Origin of the sequence: Nonomuraea longispora (assembly GCF_004348345.1) — a bacterium.
Classification (GTDB): domain Bacteria; phylum Actinomycetota; class Actinomycetes; order Streptosporangiales; family Streptosporangiaceae; genus Nonomuraea; species Nonomuraea longispora.
This window is the reverse complement of record NZ_SMJZ01000036.1, coordinates 1-17,495: the sequence shown is the minus strand read 5'-3', so window position 1 is coordinate 17,495 and position 17,495 is coordinate 1. Positions and strand designations below refer to the sequence as shown.

The window sequence follows — 17,495 nt, the reverse complement described above, 5'->3', positions numbered from 1 at the left end:
ACAGCGCCTTTCGGGTGTACGCCTCGGCACTGCCACGCAGTCTCGCGCGAGATCAGGCCTGGCGCCACTCCGCGACGCGGCCCGGCTCGTGCAGTGTGAGATCCGGCGCCGCTTCCAGCGCCTTCTCCTCTCCACCGGGCGTGTACGTGACGATCAGCCGCAACGGCCGCCAGGTGGTGTTGTACGTCGAGTGGTAGACGCCCGCGGGGATGTGCACGGTGTCGCCTTCCCTGATGGCGAACTCCTCGCCGTCGTCCACCATCTGGCGGCCCTCGCCTGAGATGACGTAGATGATCTCCTCGGCGGCGGGGTGGTTGTGGCGGGCGTGCCCGCGGCCGGGGTTGACGATGACCTCGCCCAGGGTGCTGCTCGCCCCCTCGACGGCCGACGGGGTGACGAACCACTTGATCGACCCCCAGTCGAACGCCATCGTCGGCACGTTGTCGGGGCTGACGTGCATGTCGGTTCCTCGCTCTCAGAACGTGAGTGACTTGAAGGCCCGGACCTGCTCGGTGATGGCGCGCTCGGTGGGCAACCGCTCGACGGACGAGGCGCCGAAGAAGCCGACCACGCCCTTCGTGCGCGACAATACGTACGCGGCGTCGCCGGGCTCGGCGATCGGCCCGCCGTGGCAGAGCACGAGCACGTCGGGCCGGACGGCGACGGCCGCGTCACGCATGGCCTGCACCCGTTCGGCGGCCTCGTCGAGGGTGAGCGCGGTGCCGGCGCCGATGCTGCCCTTGGTGGTCAGCCCCACGTGCGGCACGAGCACGTCGGCGCCCGCCTCGGCCATGGCCCGCGCCTGGCCCTCGTCGAAGACGTAGGGGGCGGTGACGAGGTCGCGTTCGCGGGCCTGCCGCACCATCTGCACCTCCAGCTCGTAGCCCATGCCGGTCTCCTCCAGGTTCTGGCGGAAGGTGCCGTCGTACAGGCCCACGGTCGGGAAGTTCTGCACGCCCGCGAACCCCATCGCCTTGAGCTGGTCGAGGAAGAGCGGCATGACGCGGAACGGGTCGGTGCCGCACACCCCGGCCAGCACCGGCGTGTCGCGGACGACCGGCAGTACCTCGGAGGCCATCTCGACGACGATCTGGTTGGCGTCGCCGTACGGCAGCAGCCCGGCCAGCGAGCCGCGCCCGGCCATGCGGTAGCGGCCCGAGTTGTAGATGATGATCAGGTCGACGCCGCCGGCCTCGGCGCACTTGGCCGACAGGCCGGTGCCGGCTCCCGCGCCGACGACGGGCCGCCCGTCCGCGACCGTGCCGCGGAGCCTGTCAAGGACGTCCTGCCTGTTCACGTGGCACCTCCAGTGATCATGCGATGCAGCCGCTCCGCCATGGCGCGGCCGAAGGCGGGGTCGTTGATGTGCAGATCGAGCTCCTCGACGGGGACGCCGGAGCCGCGCAGCCCCTCGGCCATGGTCTCGAAGCAGGCCTCGTCGGCCTTCGGGTCGGCGAAGGGGCCACCGGGCGCGTCGAGGGCGGACACGCCCCTGCGGGGCACGAACAGCACGGCCGGCCCGCTCGCGTCGCGCAGCTTGGCGGCCACCCGGCGGCCCAGCTCGCCCATCTCGCCCGCCGTGGTGCGCATCAGCGTCACGGTGGGGTTGTGCACGTACAGCAGGCGGTCGCCGAACTCGGCGGGCACGCTGTCGCGGGGCCCGAAGTTGACCATGTCGAGCGCGCCTGGCGCGACCACCTGCGGCACGCCGTGCGCACCGGCGGCGGTGAGCCGGTCGGGCCCCGCGGACAGGACGCCGCCCACGAGGTCGTCGGCGAGCTCGGTGGTGGTCAGGTCGAGCACGCCTGCCAGCATCCGGCTCGCCGCGAGCCCTTCGAGCGCGCGCCCGCCGGCGCCGGTCGCGTGGAATACCAGCACCTCGTAGCCGAGCCCGGCGAGCCGCTCGCGCGCGGCGTCGACGGCAGGTGTGGTCACGCCGAACATCGACGCGCCGATCAGCGGCCGGTCGGAGCCGCCCGAGGTCAGCTCGGCCTTGGCGAGCCGGTGCGAACGGGCCATGCCCGCCGCCGCGGCGGCGGCGTTGCCGAGGATCGCGCGGGAGAGCCGGTTGATGCCGGCGATGTCGACCACGCTGTACATCATCGTGACGTCCTTCGCCCCGACGTACGGCGAGACGTCCCCGGCGGCCATCGTCGACACGATCAGCTTGGGCAGCCCGATGGGCAGGTCGCGCACGGCGCGCGCGGCGATCGAGGAGCCGCCGCTGCCGCCCAGCGCCAGCACGGCGTCGGCGCGGCCGTCGGCGTGCAGCCTGGCGAGGATCCCGGCCGCGCCCTCTCCCATGGTGGTCACGGCGGCCCCCCGGTCGCCGGCGGCGCGCAGCTCCCGCAGGTCGCCTCCTCCCGCCTCGGCGACCTGCTCGTTGGAGACGTCGGCGAGCAGCGTCTGGCCGGGAACGCCGACGCCGACGTCCACCACCACCACGTCGCTGCCCAGCTCCACGAGCCGGTTGCGCAGCCACGCGTACTCCTCGCCCTTGGTGTCGAGTGTGCCGATCAGCACGACGGACGGCATGTCCTGCCACACCCCTCTGTTCGGAGACCTCCTGGATGTGCCCGGTCCGGCGGCCTTCCACGCCTGGCCCCGCCCATCCCCCGGCGGGGCTGGTCAGCGGGCCGATCCTGGCGGGAGGCTGTTCCCATGGGTGACGCACTGCTCTCGTAGGCCTCGGGCGTGTCCGGTGTTCCGCTGCTGGGCGAGACGATCGGGGAGAACCTCGGGCGCGCGATGTCCCGCTTCGGCGGGCACGAGGCGCTGGTGGACGTGGCCGCCGGGCGCCGCTGGACCTACCCTGCGGGCGGGGACGTGCCCGAGCCACCGGCGCCCGCCCGATAAGCGGTTGCCCGCGCCATGCGGGTTCGGGCTACCTTGTGCGAGATCGCCCCGGACCTTCAGGAGCACCCATGGCCTACGAGCAGGCGGCCGGCTATGCCGACGTCTTCAAGCACTTCGCCGTCGACGATGCGGACAGGCCGGAGCAGTCCTGCTATCCGTACGCTCCCGTCTTCCCCGTCCGGCTCAACGGCGGCAAGTCGGTGATCAAGCGGACCACGGGCCCCGCGACGGCCGCGGACGCGATCGCCCGGTGGGTGGAGGCGCTGGCCGGGCAGGGCGTCGGCGTGGTCACCCCGCTCCCCCTGCCCGTGGACAACCCGGCCCGGGTCGGCGATCGGTTCTGGGTGGCCTACCCGTGGGTCGGCGGTCGCCCGTACACCGGCTCCGCGCACGACGTGGCCGCCGCGGGCGATCTCCTGGGACGCATCCACGCCGCCCGGCCCGCCGTGGACGGCATGCCGGAGTTCGGCTGGCCCGACCATGACGCGGCCTCGGTCGAGGAGGACGTCACCGGGCTGCGGCAGGTGCTGGGCGAGCACGCGCCCGACCTGCGCGACGAGGTGATGGCGCGCATGGAGCCGTGGCTGGAGTCGTTCATGGCGCGTACACTGCCGCCGGTGCGGGACGGCGGGCTCCCGCGGGCCGCGGTGTCGATGGACTTCAAGGCGAACAACCTGGTGTACGCCGGCGGCGCACCCGTACTGGTCGACCCCGACAACGCCGAGTGCGCGCCGCGCGTGCTCGACCTGGCGCTGGCCGCGCTGCTGTTCCACAACGAGATGGCCACCGCCCCGCCCCGGCTCTTCACGGCCGGTGAGTGGTCGGCCTTCTCCTCGGCGTACCGGCGCCACGTCCGGCTCACCGAGGCCGAGCTGGCCGTGTGGCCGGTGGCCGTGCGCTACATGCTCCTGGAGTGGGGGGTGTGGACGTTGGTTGACGCCGACGAGTGGAACGACCCGGACAACCCCCGCCAACGCGGCTTCCTGCGCGATCTCGCCACGGTGGACGCGGACCGGTTCCCACTGCGCTGACCGTCCTGGACCTGTGCGGGGGCACCGGAGCGCGACGTCGCACAGGGCGCGGGCGCGTTCCTCCCCGCGCGCCGGGATGTCCGGGGCGTCAGGCGGGCCGGCGCCGTGACCTGCCGGGTTCCCGTCGCGGCTGGAACGGGTAGGGGCAAGACGGGCTCGCGAATCACCGTGAACGGCGTCATCGGGGGAAGTCGCAATGGACGGTGTCTACGGGCGGCGGGTGAGTGGTCTGACCTTCGAGGTGCTGGAGCCGGCGCCCGTGGGGGTCGCGGTGACCCGTGGTCCCGACCACCGGCTGCTGTACACGAATGAGACGTACCGGTCGTTGTTCGGTGAGCGGCCGATCGGGTCGCCGCTGAGGGACGCCTTCCCCCGCGTGGCCCAGGAGGACTACGTCCGCATCTTCGACCAGGTGCTGCGAACGGGCAGGCCGGTCGTCCGCACCGACGCCCCCGGGGGTGAGGCCGCGGAGGACCGCGAGCGCTTCTTCACCTTCAGCCTCTCGCGGATCGCCTTCGATGACGGCACGTACGGCGTCCTCGCGGTCTTCCTGGACGTCACCGACCAGGTCACCGTGGCGCAGCGGCTGCAGGCGGTGGCCGACGAGCGCCGCCGCATCCTGCGGCGATACCAGAGCCTGGTCCGGGTGAGCGCCCAGATCGTCTGGGTGGCCGACCCGGGCGGCCTGGCGACCGAGCCGAGTCCGGGATGGGAGCGGGTGACCGGCCAGTCGTGGGACGACTTCCGCGACGACGGCTGGATGAACGCCGTGCACCCGGACGACCGGGCCTCCACGCAGTCGTCGTGGAACCGCGCGATCAAGGAGGTCTCCGAGGTGTGGAAGCACGTCTACCGGCTCCGCACGGTCGACGGCACGTACCGGCATTTCCAGGCGCGTGCCGTGCCGATCCAGGAGGACGGCCACCTGGTGGAGTGGGTGGGCACCTGCACCGACATCGAGCAGCAGTGGCAGGAGCAGCGGCGCCAGCGACTGCTCGACTCCGCCGCGGCGGCGACGGCCGACCGGACGAACCTGGAGGGCATGCTCGGCGCGCTGGCGAACGTCATCGTGCCCGACCTGGCCGACGGGTGCAGCGTGCACCTGGTGATCGATCTGGCCGACGGGCTGGCGCGAGGAGGCGACTTCGTGGTCGAGCGCATCGCCACCGCGGCCCGTGCCGGGCTGCCCAGGCTTCCTCCGTTCAGCGAGGAACGCCTGGCCTCCGACAGCGGGTTCGCCGCCGTGGTACGCCGGCGGCGCCCCTTCCGTACGACGTTCGCCCCCGGATCGGAGCTGGGCGATCTCGTACCGGTGGGCACGCGCACGTGGCTGGAGGCCACCGAGGCCAACAGCCTCGCCTTCCTGCCCGTCGTGATCGACGGCACGCTGGCGGCGGTGGTCACGGTGGCGGCCTGCGGTGACCGCGCGCCGGTCAGCCAGAGCACCGTCGCCATGCTCCGCGAGGTGATCGAGCAGGCCCATGACAGCCTGAGCAGCGCGATGCGGTTCCAGCGCACGCACAAGATCGCGGTGGCGCTGCAGCACAGCCTGCTGGCGCAGCCGCCGCGGGTGCCCGGCATGCAGATCGCCGCGCGCTACCGCGCCAGCCCCGCCGCCGCCGACGTGGGCGGCGACTGGTACGACTCGTTCGTGCTGCCCGACGGCGCCACTGTGCTCGCCATCGGCGACGTCGCGGGCCACGACCTGCGCGCCGCGGTCGCCATGGGCCAGCTGCGCAACATGCTCAGAGGGCTGGTCGTGGACCGGCAGGAGCCTCCGGGAGAGATTCTCGCCCGGCTCAACATCGCGATGAAGACCCTCTACTGCGAGGAGACCGCGACGTGTGTGCTGGCCAGGGTGGAGAAGGGCGAGGGCGGTCACCGGCTGAACTACTCGGTGGCCGGCCATCCGCCGCCCCTTTTGATCACCGGCGACGGGCAGGGACGTTTCCTTGAGGACGGCGCCAACCCGCTGCTCGGCATCCCGTACGACTCCCGGTCCGTGTCCGCGCGGGTGCCGCTCCCTCCGCTGTGCACGCTGCTGCTCTACACCGACGGGCTCGTGGAACGGCACGACGAGCATCTCGACGAGGGCCTGGAACGGCTGCGCAGGCACGCGTGCGCGCTTGCCCACGCGCCTCTCGACCGGTTCTGTGACGAGCTGCTGAGCGCCCTGCCGCTGTCAGCGGACGACGACGTGGCCATGATCGCGCTGCGCCTGCCCGAGCCGCCCGCCCGGCAGGAGGCGAAGGGCCGGGCGCCGGTCGAGAACCGGTGAAGCGGTTCTCCCCGCGGACGGCCGTCTCTCATGGCGGCGTAACGGATCGTCCGTCACGCGGTATGGCGGCGATTCGCGCAGGAGGGCCAGGGTAGCGAACGCTGGTCATGCAGGTGGCGGGGCACACGCTTCGTACACGGCGCGTGGCCGGCCGATGCCCGCTGGATAGACGGAGATCATACATGACCACCTTCAAGCCCCGGGAAGAGCCGCTCGCCTCGCCGCCGGAGCCGTCACGGGTCCGGCGCAAGGGCAGGCTCATCGCGGTCTGGCTGGCCACGACCGATCACAAGGTGATCGGCTACATGTATCTGATCGCCTCGTTCTCCTTCTTCCTCCTGGCCGGTCTCATGGCTCTGGTCATCCGGGGGGAACTGGCCCAACCGGGGCTGCAACTGGTCAGCACGCAGCAGTACAACCAGCTGTTCACCATGCACGGCACGATCATGATGCTGCTGTTCGCCACGCCGCTGTTCGCCGGATTCGCCAACGTCATCATGCCGCTGCAGATCGGAGCACCGGACGTCGCCTTCCCCCGGCTGAACGCGGTCAGCTTCTGGTTGTTCCTGTTCGGCGGGCTGATGGTGGTGAGCGGGTTCTCCACCGCCGACGGGGCGGCCGACTTCGGCTGGACGGGGTACACGCCGCTGTCGGACTTGGTCTACAGCCCCATCACGGGGGGCGACCTGTGGATCATGGGCCTGACCCTGTCGGGTCTGGGGACCATCCTGGGCTCGGTGAACTTCTTCACCACCATCGTGTGCATGCGCGCGCCCGGCATGACCATGTTCCGCATGCCGATCTTCACCTGGAACGTGCTGCTGACCAGCATGCTCGTGCTGATGGCGTTCCCCGTGCTGGCCGCCGCGCTGCTGGCGCTGGAGGCGGACCGCAAGCTGGGTACGCAGATCTACCTGCCGGAGAACGGCGGGCCGCTGCTGTGGCAGCATCTGTTCTGGTTCTTCGGCCACCCCGAGGTCTACATCATCGCGCTGCCGTTCTTCGGCATCATCACCGAGGTCATCCCGGTCTTCAGCCGCAAGCCGATCTTCGGCTACATCGGCCTCGTGGGCGCCACCATCGCCATCTCCGGGCTGTCGATGACGGTCTGGGCGCACCACATGTTCGCGACCGGGCAGGTGCTGCTGCCGTTCTTCTCATTCATGACGTTCCTCATCGCGGTGCCGACGGGCGTCAAGTTCTTCAACTGGATCGGCACGATGTGGCGCGGGCACCTGAGCTTCGAGGCGCCGATGTTGTTCGCCGTCGGCTTCCTGGTGACGTTCCTGCTGGGCGGGCTGACCGGGGTCATCCTGGGCTCGCCGCCGCTCGACTTCCAGACGCACGACTCGTACTTCGTCGTGGCGCACTTCCACTACGTGGTGTTCGGCACCGTCGTGTTCGCGATGTTCGCCGGGTTCTACTTCTGGTGGCCGAAGATGACCGGCAAGATGCTGGACAACCGGCTCGGCGTCTGGCACTTCTGGACGTTGTTCGTCGGCTTCCACACGACGTTCCTCGTGCAGCACTGGCTGGGCGTGGCCGGGATGCCCCGGCGCTACGCCGACTACAGCGCCATCGACCAGTTCACCGACCTGCACCTGATCTCCTCGATCGGCGCCTTCATCCTCGGCCTGTCGACGCTGCCGTTCCTCTACAACGTCTGGAAGACCGCGCGCAGCGGCGCGCGGGTCACCGTGGACGACCCGTGGGGCTTCGGCAACTCCCTGGAATGGACCACCTCCTGCCCGCCGCCGCGGCACAACTTCACGTCCATGCCGCGCATCCGCTCCGAACGGCCGGCCTTCGACCTGCACTATCCGCACATGTGGCGCCCTCAGCACGACGAGGAGATCGAGCAGGCGAAACGCGACACCTGAACGCCGCACCCATGGGCCGGGGCCGGCAGGGCCGGTCCCGGCCCGGGTGCGGAGGGGGTCAGCGACTCCCGGCTTCGGGAAGCTCGAACCAGACGGCCTCCCCGCCGGCCGTCCGGACGACACCCCAGCAGCAGGCCAGGCGGTCGAGCAGATTCCGCGTCCGACCGTCCGGACGGGGGCACTGCTCGACCTCGCACCTGCACAATCCGTCCTCGGCGGACAGGCTGACAAGGATCTTGCCCGCGGCGAGCCGCAACGCCTGGTCGACCAGTTCGCCGGCCAGCGTCTCGACGGCCTCGGCCCGATCCCGCAGGCCCCATGCCCGCAGCCGGCTCGCGACCATCCGCCGGGCGCTCGGCACCGCGGACTGCGTCGCAGACAACTCCCAGGTGACCACCTGCTCGTCACCGCCCCAGCCGGCCCGCAGGGCGAATCCGTCCTTCAAGGCGAGCAACCGGTTCCCGGACAGGGCGTCCAGACTCATACGGGCGTTCTGCGACTGCTCGGTGGTTCGCAGCATGGCCCCTCCCCTCTGGTGACACGCTCAAAGCATGCCCGTCGCCCGCCGAGGGATGAGACGTGAAAAACACCTATATCGCTACCCGTATGCGGGTGCGTAGGTACGTCGCGTCCCTGCACACCGCTCGGGTCAGCGCGTGACCGCCGCGCGGCCGCGGGTCAACAGCACCCCCAGCGCGATCATGCCGACGCCCAGGAACAGATGGAGCCAGTTGTCGGCGGTGTTGAGCGGGACGAAGTTGGCCGCGCTCTCCTGGTTGATGAGCAGGCCGTACAGCCAGAGCACCAGGTAGATGATGCCGCCGACGATCAGGTACGCCCGCGCGCCCGACCACGAACGGGCCAGCATGACACCGGCGACTCCGAAGAGCAGGTGCACGATGTTGTGCAGGATCGACACCTGGAAGATGCCGAGCAACATCGCCTCGGAGTGGTGGCTGGCGAACTGCATGTCGCCGTAGTTGGTGGTGATGCCCGGGATGAATCCGAGCACCCCGACGAGCAGGAACACCAGGCCGACGACCAGCGCGGCTACCTGCACCGGCGAGCGCGTGGCCGATTTGTGCGAAGTACTCATCGTGAGCCTCCTTGGGTTGGTCGTTTTCCGCTACCCTCGCCCCGGCGGATAAGTCGCACGCCGGCCTGCGTATCGTGGGGCGGCGCACGAGACCCACGCGGCGATGGAGAGGTAATGAGCACAGGTGTGAGGCTGATCCGTGACGACCGGCTCACGCGGGACGTCGAATACGCCTACGCGGCGGCGGTGGACGCGCCGGCGCGCACCATCTGGCTGGCGGGCGCCTGCCCGCTCGACGCTCAGGGAGCGACGGTGGCGCCGGGCGACTACGCGGAGCAGACCCATCAGGTGATGCGCAACCTCGTCTCCGCGCTCGACGCCGCGGGGGCCTCCCTGACCGACATCGTCAAGACCACCGTCTACGTCGCCTCGTCGCGCCAGGCCGACCTGGTGACGGCCTGGCAGGTCTACCGGGAGTACATGGGGGCGCACGACGTGCCCAGCACGCTGCTGGGCGTCACCGTGCTGGGGTACGTCCACCAGCTCGTCGAGGTCGAAGCCGTAGCCGTGATCGCTTAGCTCCGCCACGGGCGGGTAGCCGCCGGTCATGCGCCTCGGAAACCGGGAGGTCCGGCCCCTCGGAGGGTGGGCCGGATGCCTGACCATGATCGCTATCTCGATCGTCCTGTCGATCCTGCTGACGATCGTCATCAACCTTCTGCTCTGACGGACCGGCACGCGGCCACGACTCTTCGCAAAACTACGGAACGTGCGGAGGTAGGAACTACCCGCACTAACGTGCACGTCCATGACCTATGGCTCCCGGCAACCACCGTTCCCCAGCCCGTACCCACCGCAACAGGGGCCCGGCGCGGCACCGCCTCCCGTGGTGATCGACGTCGGCAGCGACACCAAGGCCCCAGTGCTGGTCGGCGCCGCCGTCGCGGGCGGGATCGGGCTCCTCTCGATCTACTCGGCGTTCACCGGCCAGGTGGAGGGCGGCGGGGGCACGGCGGTCGTCGTCGGCGTCCTCGGTTGATCTTCCTGGGCATCGGCCTGCTGCCCGTCGGGGAGTTCCACACGGTCAAGAACGGGTGGTCGGCCTGGTCTGACCTCGCGCGTCAGTCGTCCCAGCCGTAGCCGTAGGGGATCGAGATGTCCACCGACTGCGTGATGGTCATGACCGGCGTGCCCTCCTTGTTGTTCACCACGACGGGAATGGGGGCCCCGCACCCTACCGTGTAGCCGATCGAGAGCGGCACCGACTCCGGATCGTGGTCCGGCTTGCACTGGCGCTGCGCCTCGGCGAGGGCTCGCTTCGCCTCGCTCTGCAGCTTCTTGTTGCCGGGCCACAGGTGGATCACCGCGATCTCGAACGCGTCGACGGCCAGGGCCGCGGTGTTCTTGACCGTGGTGCCCCTGTTCTCGGCGTGCGTCGAGGCCACGACGGAGACCTCTCTCATCACGCCGTCCTCGTCACGGTCGTGGGTGCGGTAGCCGATGGACACCGTTGCCCTGCTTCTTCCGCGGCGCCAGGTGCGGGAAGCGGGGGTCGCCCCCGCAGTGCCGCCCGTTCCACTGGTCCACCCACCATCCCGGCGCGTTCCCGTCGGCCAGGACCGGAGCTCCACAGCGCGCGCAGGGGCTCGCTTGCATGGTGATGTCGGCTTCCTTCCCCCGATCGGCAAGCCGTACGGCCTCCCGCCCGACCCTAGGCGCACGAGCGGGAGGCCGGCTCTCCTTTCGAGGATCGTCGAAGCATGCCGCTAGGGACCGGCCTCGTCGTACTCGACCGCGTAGTCCATGTGGGCACGGTCCTTCAGCGCGTACGCGGCGGCCACGCTGATCAGGCCGCAGATCGCCATGTAGACGGCGATGGCGAACGAGCTCTCGTACGTGGCGTACAGCCAGACGGCGATCAGGGGAGCGGGCCCGCCCGCCGTGACCGAGGCCAGCTGGTAGCCGAGCGAGGCGCCGCTGTAGCGTAAGCGGCCCGTGAAGCTCTCGGCGATGAACGTGGCCTGGGGGCCGTACTGGATGTCGTGGATGGGCGCGGCCGCCACGATGGCCAGGAACACCAGCGCGGGCACCCGGGTGTCGAGCAGCGGCCAGTAGATGAACGACCAGATCACCATGGCCGCGGCGCCGATGATGTAGAGCCGCCGGCGGCCGACCACGTCGGAGATGTAGCCCCAGAACGGCACGGTGAACAGCGAGACGACGCCCGCGACGATGACGTACAGGTAGACGTCGCTCGCCTCGAAGCCGAGCGTCCTGGTGGCGTAGGTGAGGATGAAGACGGTGAAGATGTAGAACGGCGCCTGCTGGCCCGTGCGCAGCAGCGCGCTCAGCGCGATCTCCCTCCAGTTCTTCACGATGACCTGGCGTACGGGGACGCGCTCGACCTTGTTCTCCCGCAGGACCTTGGTGAAGACGGGCGTCTCCAGGATGCCGAGCCTGATGTAGAGGCCGACCGCGGCCATCACGATGCTGAGCAGGAACGGGATGCGCCAGCCCCAGTAGGGGTCGAGCGGCTGGAAGACCTGCAGCGCGAGATAGCCGAGCACGAGCCCGACCGGGACCCCGAACTGCGGCCAGCTGCCCAGGAAGCCGCGCCGGCCGCCGCGCGTCTTGCCCCACTCCGTGGCGAGAAGCACGGACCCGCCCCATTCGCCGCCGACGCTGATCCCCTGGAGCAGGCGGAGCAGCGTCAGCAAAATGCCGCCCCAGATGCCGATCTGGGCGTAGGTGGGCACCAGGCCGACGAGGGCGGTGGCGATGCCCATCGTCATCAGCGTGATGATGAGGGTCGCCTTGCGGCCGATGCGGTCACCGTAGTGGCCGAAGATCGCCGCGCCGATCGGGCGGGCGGCGAACCCTCCGAAGTAGGTGCCGAGGGCGAGCAGCAGGCCGGTCGTCGGGTCGTTCGTGGGGAAGAACAGCTCCGCGAAGATGGTGCTGGCGGCGAAGCCGTACAGGAAGAAGTCGTACCATTCGATCGAGGTGCCGACGGCGGAGGCGACCACCGCCCGGACCACCTGCTGTCGCTTCTGCTGATCCGTCGCGTCGAGTCGCTGGTCCTCTGCCATCTACCGCTCCTCCGGTAGTGCCGCGTTACCCGCGACGCTACAGGACGCATCGCCGATGGTCACCAAGCTCTTTTCCCCGCGATCCCCGCGTACGCAGGGGTTTCGGAGCGGCGGCGGTTCGGCGGGACCGTCAAGGGTAGCGACCGGCTACGACGGAGGTGCCGAAAGGGGTTGGGTGCGATGCGTCCCATCGTCTCTGCCATGGTCGCCCTGGCGCTGGCGGCCAGCGGATGCGCGAAGCTGGGGATCGACACCGTGCAGTGGCATCCGCAGAACGACGGCACCAACGCCGACTGGCAGAACGGTGTGCGCCTGCGCAACGCCTTCCTCCTGGGCGGCGCCGACCCGGCCAAACCCCCGCCGCAGTTCCCCCTGTACGGCGTGCTGATCAACGCGGGCGACAAACAGCTGCAACTGGAACGGATCACCGTCGAAGGTGGTGGCTCCGTGCAGTTGCCCGGCCCCATCAACCTGCCTCCCGGCCAGCCCGTCGGCACGCGCGAGCAGCCTCTCGCCACGGCCAGCGGCATCCGGGGCGGGGCGGTCCCGCTGACGTTCAGCTTCCGCGGGGCGCCTCCCTTCCGGGTTACCGTGCCGGTCAAGCCGCGTACGGGCCACTTCGCCCGTCTGACGCCGTCGCCCGCGAGCCCGCCGTCGCCCACGTCGGCCGGCACGGCCCCGCCGAGCCCGTCGCCGACGTCCACCGGCAACGGCACCGGCACACCGGGCAGCTCCCGCTCACCCGGCATGGACAACCCCTGACCGCGCCTGGCATCCGGCCTGCTCCAGCCCAGACCGCGCCGTGTGGTTCTCGTGACCGAGTTCCGGCATCGGGTGTTCACCGGGACCCACCTGGAGTGCATGGAGCAGATCCTTCAGCCTTTCAGCCCGCTGCGGGAGATGCCCTCGATGACGTAGCGCTGGGTCAGCGCGAACAGGATCAGCACCGGAACGCCGGCCAGCACGGCACCAGCCATGATCACCGGGTAGTCGATCGTGTAGGCGCCCTGGAGGATCGACAACCCTGGCGGGAGCGTGAAGTACTCCGGGCTGAAGATCACGAAGATCGGCCAGATGAAGTCGTTCCAGTTGGCCAGGAAGCTCAGCACCGCCAGCGTGGCCAGCGCCGGCTTCGACAGCGGCAGCGTGATCCTGGTGAAGATCTGCCAGTGGTTGGCCCCCTCGACCAGCGCGGCCTCGTCGAGCTCGCGAGGCAGACCGAGGAAGAACTGGCGCAGGAAGAACACCCCGAACGCGCCTGCCGCGCCCGGCACGATCAGCGCGGTCAGGCTGTCGAGCCAGCCCAGTTGGTCGATGATGAGGAACTGCGGGATGAGGAAGACGAACCCCGGCACCAGCAGCGTGCTGACGATGACGACGAACATCAGCCGCTTGCCCCGGAACTCCAGCCTGGCCAGCGCGTACGCGGCCAGCGACGAGACCGCCAGGACGAGCAGCATGTGCAGGGTGGCCGCGATCAGGCTGTTGGCGAACCAGCGCAGCACCGGGGTCTGCGTCGTGCCCTCGAAGATCGTGCCGTACGCCCTGGTGACGGGTTCGGTCGGGAACAACGTCGGCGGCATCCTCGTGGCCTCCGACTGGCTCTTCAGCGAGGTGCCGAGCGCCCACAGCAGTGGCGCCACGAACACCACGGCCAGCGCGGCGAGCAGTGTGTAGCGCTTCACGAGCGCCTCCTGAACAGGCGGAAGTTGAGCACGCTGACCAGGATCAGGGCGAGCGTCAGCACGTAGCTCATGGCGGCGGCGCTGCCCATCTTGTACTGGCTGAGGCCCTGGTCGAGGATGTAGTAGATCGCCGTCCTGGTCTCGCCGCCCGGCGCTCCCTGCGTCAACAGGTACGACTGGCCGAACATGTTGGCCGAGGCCAGGATCGTCGTGGTGACCACGAACAACCCGACGGGCCGCAGGCCGGGCAGCGTCACGTGGCGGAACTCGGCCCACTTGCCGGCTCCGTCCACCTTGGCCGCGTCATAGAGGTCGCGCGGGATGTCCTGCATGCCGGCGAGGTAGATCACGCCGTTGAAGCCGATCGTCCACCAGACGGTCACGCCGACCAGCGCGATCCACGCCCAGGGCAGCGACGTCGTCCAACCGATGTCGATGCCGAGCAGCCAGTCGATCAGCCCCAGGTTCGGGTCGAGCAGCAGCCGCCACATCAGGCTGACCACGGCCACACCGAGCACGTACGGCGCGAAGAACAGCCCGCGGAAGAACGTCCGGCCCCTGAACGGCCGGTGGAGCAGCAGCGCCAGCCCGAGCGGCAGCACCACCAGGAACGGCACGCTGAACAGCGTGAAGATGCCGGTGGCCCGCATCGACATCCAGAAGTCGGCGTAGACCGCCGAGGCGGGGTCGAGCAGGGCGGCGTAGTTGTCCAGACCGACGAACGGCCTGGCCTCCAGCAGGTAGTCCCAGTCGTGCAGGCTGATCCAGATCCCGTAGATCGCCGGAGCCAGCACGAACACGACGAAGAGCAGCAGGTAGGGGGCCAGGAAGAGGTAGGGGGTGGCCCGTCCCGACCGGGGAACGACGGTGGCCGTGCGGGACGCGGCCCCCTTCAGGGTGAGCGAGACCATCAGGCGCCGTACTTCTTCCGGTTCTGCTCCAGGACCTTGTCCGCCTTGGCCGCGGCCTCGGTGAGGGCGTCCTTGGGACTCTTCTTCAGCAGGACGGCCGCGTTTACGGCCTCATCGACCACCGCGGAGGCGTCGCCGATGCCGGCCACGGGCGGCAGGAAGTACAGGTGGTCGATCTGGGAGCCGATCGCCGCCTGCTCCTTCAGCTCCTTGAACTCCGCGCTCTCGCGGATGGTCTTGCGGGCGGGAACCTGACCGGCCTTGGCCCACTCGATGGAGTGGCCGCTGATCCAGTTGATGAACACCTTGGCGGCGGTCAGCTTGTTCTGGTCGGGCCGGCGCTGCTTGAAGATCACGAACTGGTGCGAGCCGGCCCATGCGGCGGGCTCGGTGCCGACCTGGGGCAGCGGCGCCACGCCCCACTCCAGGTCCTTGTGCTCGCGCAGCGTGTTGATGGACCAGATGCCGTTCCAGTTGAAGGCGGCCTTGCCGTTCTGCAGGGCGATGAAGTCGGCGTCCTGGCCCACGTTCTTCGGGCTGTGGCCCTTGTTGACCAGCTCGACCAGCCAGGTCAGCGCCTGCACCCCGGGCTCCTCGGCGAAGCGGGAGACGCCGGCGTCGTCGGCGAACAGCCGGCCGCCGAACTGGTGGAGCAGGCTGCCGAACTGCATGCTCCCGGTGAAGGGGAACGGCGTGGCCCAGTGGCCCTGCACACCGGCCTTCTTCAGGGTTTCCAGCGCGGCCAGGTATTCCTCGCCGGTCTTGGGCGGGTTGTCCGGGTCGAGCCCGGCCTTGGACAGAACGGTCTTGTTGTAGAACATGCCGAGCGGGTGCACGTCGAGCGGGATGGAGTAGCGCGCGCCCTTGTAGACGCCGGCCTGCCAGACGGGGGGCGAGAAGTCCGCCTCGGTCAGGCTGAGCGAGGTGGCCACGTCGTCGAGCGGCAGCACCACCTGCCGGGCGGCGTTGGTGGCGACGCTGTCGACGTGCATGATGCCGAGGTCGGGCCCCCGCCCGGCGGACACCGCCGCCGGCACCTTCGAGTAGTAGTCGGACCATTGATAGACGTTCATCGTGATCTTGATGTTCGGGTGGGCGCTGTTGAACTGCTCGACGAGCCGCTTCATGAACGGCCCGTCGCCGCCGGTGAACCCGTTCCAGAAGGCGAGGGACACCGCGGGCCCCGTGTAGCTGGTGGGCGCCGCCGTGGCCGGTCCGCTCGACTGCTGGGCCGCCTGCTTCGGGCCGCCGCCCCCGCCGCATCCGGCGAGCACCATCGCGCCGAGGCCGAGGCCGAGCGCGCGCCGCCGGGTCAGGCTCTCCAGGGACATGTCAATCACTCCTGCCCATGTGATGTTGCCCCGTTCTACATCGTTCGTTCTAACGTTGTAAACAGGCGCGGCGAAAGTCGTTACAGCGTTGTAAAGCGGGTTGTGAGGGTCGTCGGCGGTGGAAGGGGGCCGGAGAGTGCGGGCGAGGCTCAAGGACGTCGCGGAGCGCGCCGAAGCGTCGATCAAGACCGTCTCCAACGTGGTCAACGGCCATCCGCACGTCAGCCGCGGCCACCAGGGCCCGGGTCGAGGCCGCCATCACCGAGCTGTCCTACCGGCCCAACCTCTCGGCCAGGAATCTGCGGACCGGCCGCTCCGGCGTGGTCGCCCTGGCCGTTCCCGACCTGGACAACCCCTACGTCGCCGAACTTGCCACCCACGTCATCTCCGCCGCCGGCCGGCGGGACTGGACCGTGCTCGTCGACCAGACCCAGGGCGATCCCGCAAGGGAACGGCTCGTCGTCGGAGACATCCGGTCCAACCTGATCGACGGCCTGCTGTTCAGCCCGCTCGCGCTCAGCGAGCCCATAGAGGTACGCGTCCCTTACCGGCTGACGCCACGCGAAAGCAGCCCGTACGGCGAATTCCCCGCCATGCGCGACGCCCGGCCATTTCCCCTCTGACCTGCGGAATCATTTGTCCAAGAGTCACTGGACAATGTTCGGACATTGAGGGCTTGGCACCGGCCGGGACGGCGGGCAAAAGTGGGCTAGGAAAGCACCGAAACGACAGGTGCTTCCGCTACTCCTACGGCGACGACGGCACCGCGGCGTCACCGTCCACTTCCACAACCGCTGCAAGCACTCCCGGCGCCGCCCCTGATCGCCTGGGCGCTCGCCGCCGAGGCGCCTGGACCCCGGCCGAGCGGATTCGCGGTGGCATCCACCCGGCCGGGGCCCTGTCCGCCGGGGAACGTTCCGACGAGACCACCTTTGATAGCCTCGTTCCGTCTGGACGTGGTGCGGCTCCCCAGCCGCACGGGCGCTCGACCGAAGCAGGGGTGGGATGGCGGAGTCCTCCGGGCCACAGGACGAAGGCACAGGATCCCGGCGCGGGCGCCGGGCGATCAGGCCTGACCCCGGCGCCGGTCCCGTCGCGCTGCTCGCCCACCGCCTCTGGGAGCTCAAGTCGGAGGCGGGCGACCCGTCGTTCGCCGACATGGCCACCCGCCTCGGCGCGGCGGCCTCGAAGTCGTCCCTGGCGGCCGCCGCCCGGGGCAGCACGCTGCCGAGCTGGGAGACGACGTGGGAGTTCGTCAGGGTCCTGGCGGTCCACCGACTCGGCCGCGACCCCGAGCAGGTCAGGCGCGAGTGGCGGGGGCTCTGGGAGCAGGCGCAGGCCGGGGAGACCGCATCGGCCACGGCCGAGGCCCGCATGCCCGATCAGCCCGAACCACCC

19 protein-coding genes are annotated in these 17,495 nt (G+C 70.0%); 9 read left to right on the top strand and 10 right to left on the bottom strand.

Annotated elements, in window-relative coordinates:
• Positions 1 to 52: 52 nt before the first annotated feature.
• The 3 genes from E1267_RS12375 to E1267_RS12365 are packed head-to-tail and all read right to left on the bottom strand — an operon-like array spanning position 53 to position 2,535.
• Positions 53 to 460 (bottom strand): cupin domain-containing protein, encoded by a 408-nt coding sequence (locus E1267_RS12375; RefSeq protein ID WP_132332578.1) that lies wholly within the window; start codon positions 458 to 460, stop codon positions 53 to 55.
• A 15-nt stretch (positions 461 to 475) separates the two neighbouring features.
• A complete protein-coding gene (locus tag E1267_RS12370; RefSeq protein WP_132332577.1) occupies positions 476 to 1,297 on the bottom strand; it encodes a phosphoenolpyruvate hydrolase family protein in 822 nt (273 codons plus the stop codon).
• Complete coding sequence (locus tag E1267_RS12365; protein ID WP_132332576.1) at positions 1,294 to 2,535, bottom strand: Tm-1-like ATP-binding domain-containing protein; 1,242 nt, start codon at positions 2,533 to 2,535, stop codon at positions 1,294 to 1,296. The genes E1267_RS12370 and E1267_RS12365 overlap by 4 nt, the downstream gene beginning before the upstream one ends.
• 159 nt (positions 2,536 to 2,694) lie before the next feature.
• Here E1267_RS12365 and E1267_RS44260 point away from each other — a divergent pair, with 159 nt between their 5' ends.
• From E1267_RS44260 to ctaD, 4 genes are all read left to right on the top strand, one after another.
• The gene (locus E1267_RS44260; protein WP_165959576.1) at positions 2,695 to 2,856 is read left to right on the top strand and encodes a hypothetical protein; all 162 of its coding nucleotides are present in this window, start codon (positions 2,695 to 2,697) and stop codon (positions 2,854 to 2,856) included.
• A 68-nt stretch (positions 2,857 to 2,924) separates the two neighbouring features.
• A complete protein-coding gene (locus E1267_RS12360; protein WP_132332575.1) occupies positions 2,925 to 3,887 on the top strand; it encodes a phosphotransferase enzyme family protein in 963 nt (320 codons plus the stop codon).
• A 196-nt stretch (positions 3,888 to 4,083) separates the two neighbouring features.
• Complete coding sequence (locus E1267_RS12355) at positions 4,084 to 6,165, top strand: SpoIIE family protein phosphatase (RefSeq protein WP_132332574.1); 2,082 nt, start codon at positions 4,084 to 4,086, stop codon at positions 6,163 to 6,165.
• 182 nt (positions 6,166 to 6,347) lie between these two features.
• On the top strand, positions 6,348 to 8,045 hold the full coding sequence (gene ctaD, locus E1267_RS12350) for an aa3-type cytochrome oxidase subunit I (RefSeq protein WP_132332573.1): 1,698 nt from the start codon (positions 6,348 to 6,350) through the stop codon (positions 8,043 to 8,045).
• Between the two features lie 58 nt (positions 8,046 to 8,103).
• Here ctaD and E1267_RS12345 read toward each other — a convergent pair whose 3' ends face one another.
• Together E1267_RS12345 and E1267_RS12340 are read right to left on the bottom strand one after the other, a co-directional pair.
• Positions 8,104 to 8,565 carry a hypothetical protein gene (locus E1267_RS12345; RefSeq protein ID WP_132332572.1) on the bottom strand — a complete coding sequence of 154 codons (462 nt, stop codon included), beginning with the start codon at positions 8,563 to 8,565 and terminating at the stop codon, positions 8,104 to 8,106.
• Between the two features lie 129 nt (positions 8,566 to 8,694).
• Positions 8,695 to 9,141, bottom strand: a complete 447-nt coding sequence (locus tag E1267_RS12340; RefSeq protein WP_132332571.1) for a DUF4383 domain-containing protein — start codon at positions 9,139 to 9,141, stop codon at positions 8,695 to 8,697.
• Positions 9,142 to 9,255: 114 nt separating this feature from the next.
• On the opposite strand from E1267_RS12340, the gene E1267_RS12335 reads away from it, so the two are divergent.
• Both E1267_RS12335 and E1267_RS12330 read left to right on the top strand, forming a co-directional pair.
• On the top strand, positions 9,256 to 9,660 hold the full coding sequence (locus E1267_RS12335; protein ID WP_132332570.1) for a RidA family protein: 405 nt from the start codon (positions 9,256 to 9,258) through the stop codon (positions 9,658 to 9,660).
• A gap of 229 nt (positions 9,661 to 9,889) precedes the next feature.
• A complete protein-coding gene (locus E1267_RS12330) occupies positions 9,890 to 10,120 on the top strand; it encodes a hypothetical protein (RefSeq protein ID WP_132332569.1) in 231 nt (76 codons plus the stop codon).
• Positions 10,121 to 10,202: 82 nt separating this feature from the next.
• On the opposite strand, the gene E1267_RS12325 is transcribed toward E1267_RS12330, so the two are convergent.
• Both E1267_RS12325 and E1267_RS12320 read right to left on the bottom strand, forming a co-directional pair.
• Positions 10,203 to 10,589, bottom strand: coding sequence for a hypothetical protein (locus E1267_RS12325; protein ID WP_132332568.1), 387 nt, complete (start codon positions 10,587 to 10,589; stop codon positions 10,203 to 10,205).
• A gap of 258 nt (positions 10,590 to 10,847) precedes the next feature.
• Positions 10,848 to 12,170, bottom strand: a complete 1,323-nt coding sequence (locus tag E1267_RS12320) for an MFS transporter (protein WP_132332567.1) — start codon at positions 12,168 to 12,170, stop codon at positions 10,848 to 10,850.
• A 180-nt stretch (positions 12,171 to 12,350) separates the two neighbouring features.
• On the opposite strand from E1267_RS12320, the gene E1267_RS12315 reads away from it, so the two are divergent.
• Positions 12,351 to 12,932, top strand: coding sequence for a copper chaperone PCu(A)C (locus tag E1267_RS12315; RefSeq protein WP_132332566.1), 582 nt, complete (start codon positions 12,351 to 12,353; stop codon positions 12,930 to 12,932).
• A 113-nt stretch (positions 12,933 to 13,045) separates the two neighbouring features.
• Here E1267_RS12315 and E1267_RS12310 read toward each other — a convergent pair whose 3' ends face one another.
• Genes E1267_RS12310 through E1267_RS12300 form a run of 3 tightly spaced genes read right to left on the bottom strand, consistent with a single transcriptional unit; the run spans position 13,046 to position 16,097 of the window.
• Entirely contained in the window at positions 13,046 to 13,855 is an 810-nt protein-coding gene (locus E1267_RS12310) for a carbohydrate ABC transporter permease (protein WP_132332565.1), read from the bottom strand.
• Positions 13,852 to 14,766: a carbohydrate ABC transporter permease gene (locus tag E1267_RS12305; protein WP_132332564.1), complete on the bottom strand. Its 915-nt coding sequence runs from the start codon at positions 14,764 to 14,766 to the stop codon at positions 13,852 to 13,854. Before E1267_RS12305 ends, E1267_RS12310 begins: the two co-directional genes overlap by 4 nt.
• Positions 14,766 to 16,097 (bottom strand): ABC transporter substrate-binding protein, encoded by a 1,332-nt coding sequence (locus E1267_RS12300; RefSeq protein WP_132332563.1) that lies wholly within the window; start codon positions 16,095 to 16,097, stop codon positions 14,766 to 14,768. Before E1267_RS12300 ends, E1267_RS12305 begins: the two co-directional genes overlap by 1 nt.
• A gap of 320 nt (positions 16,098 to 16,417) precedes the next feature.
• On the opposite strand from E1267_RS12300, the gene E1267_RS46305 reads away from it, so the two are divergent.
• Positions 16,418 to 16,720 (top strand): type 1 periplasmic-binding domain-containing protein, encoded by a 303-nt coding sequence (locus E1267_RS46305; protein ID WP_246063794.1) that lies wholly within the window; start codon positions 16,418 to 16,420, stop codon positions 16,718 to 16,720.
• 382 nt (positions 16,721 to 17,102) lie between these two features.
• A partial coding sequence (locus tag E1267_RS46300) for a hypothetical protein (protein WP_246063792.1) occupies positions 17,103 to 17,495 on the top strand: 393 nt, incomplete at its 3' end.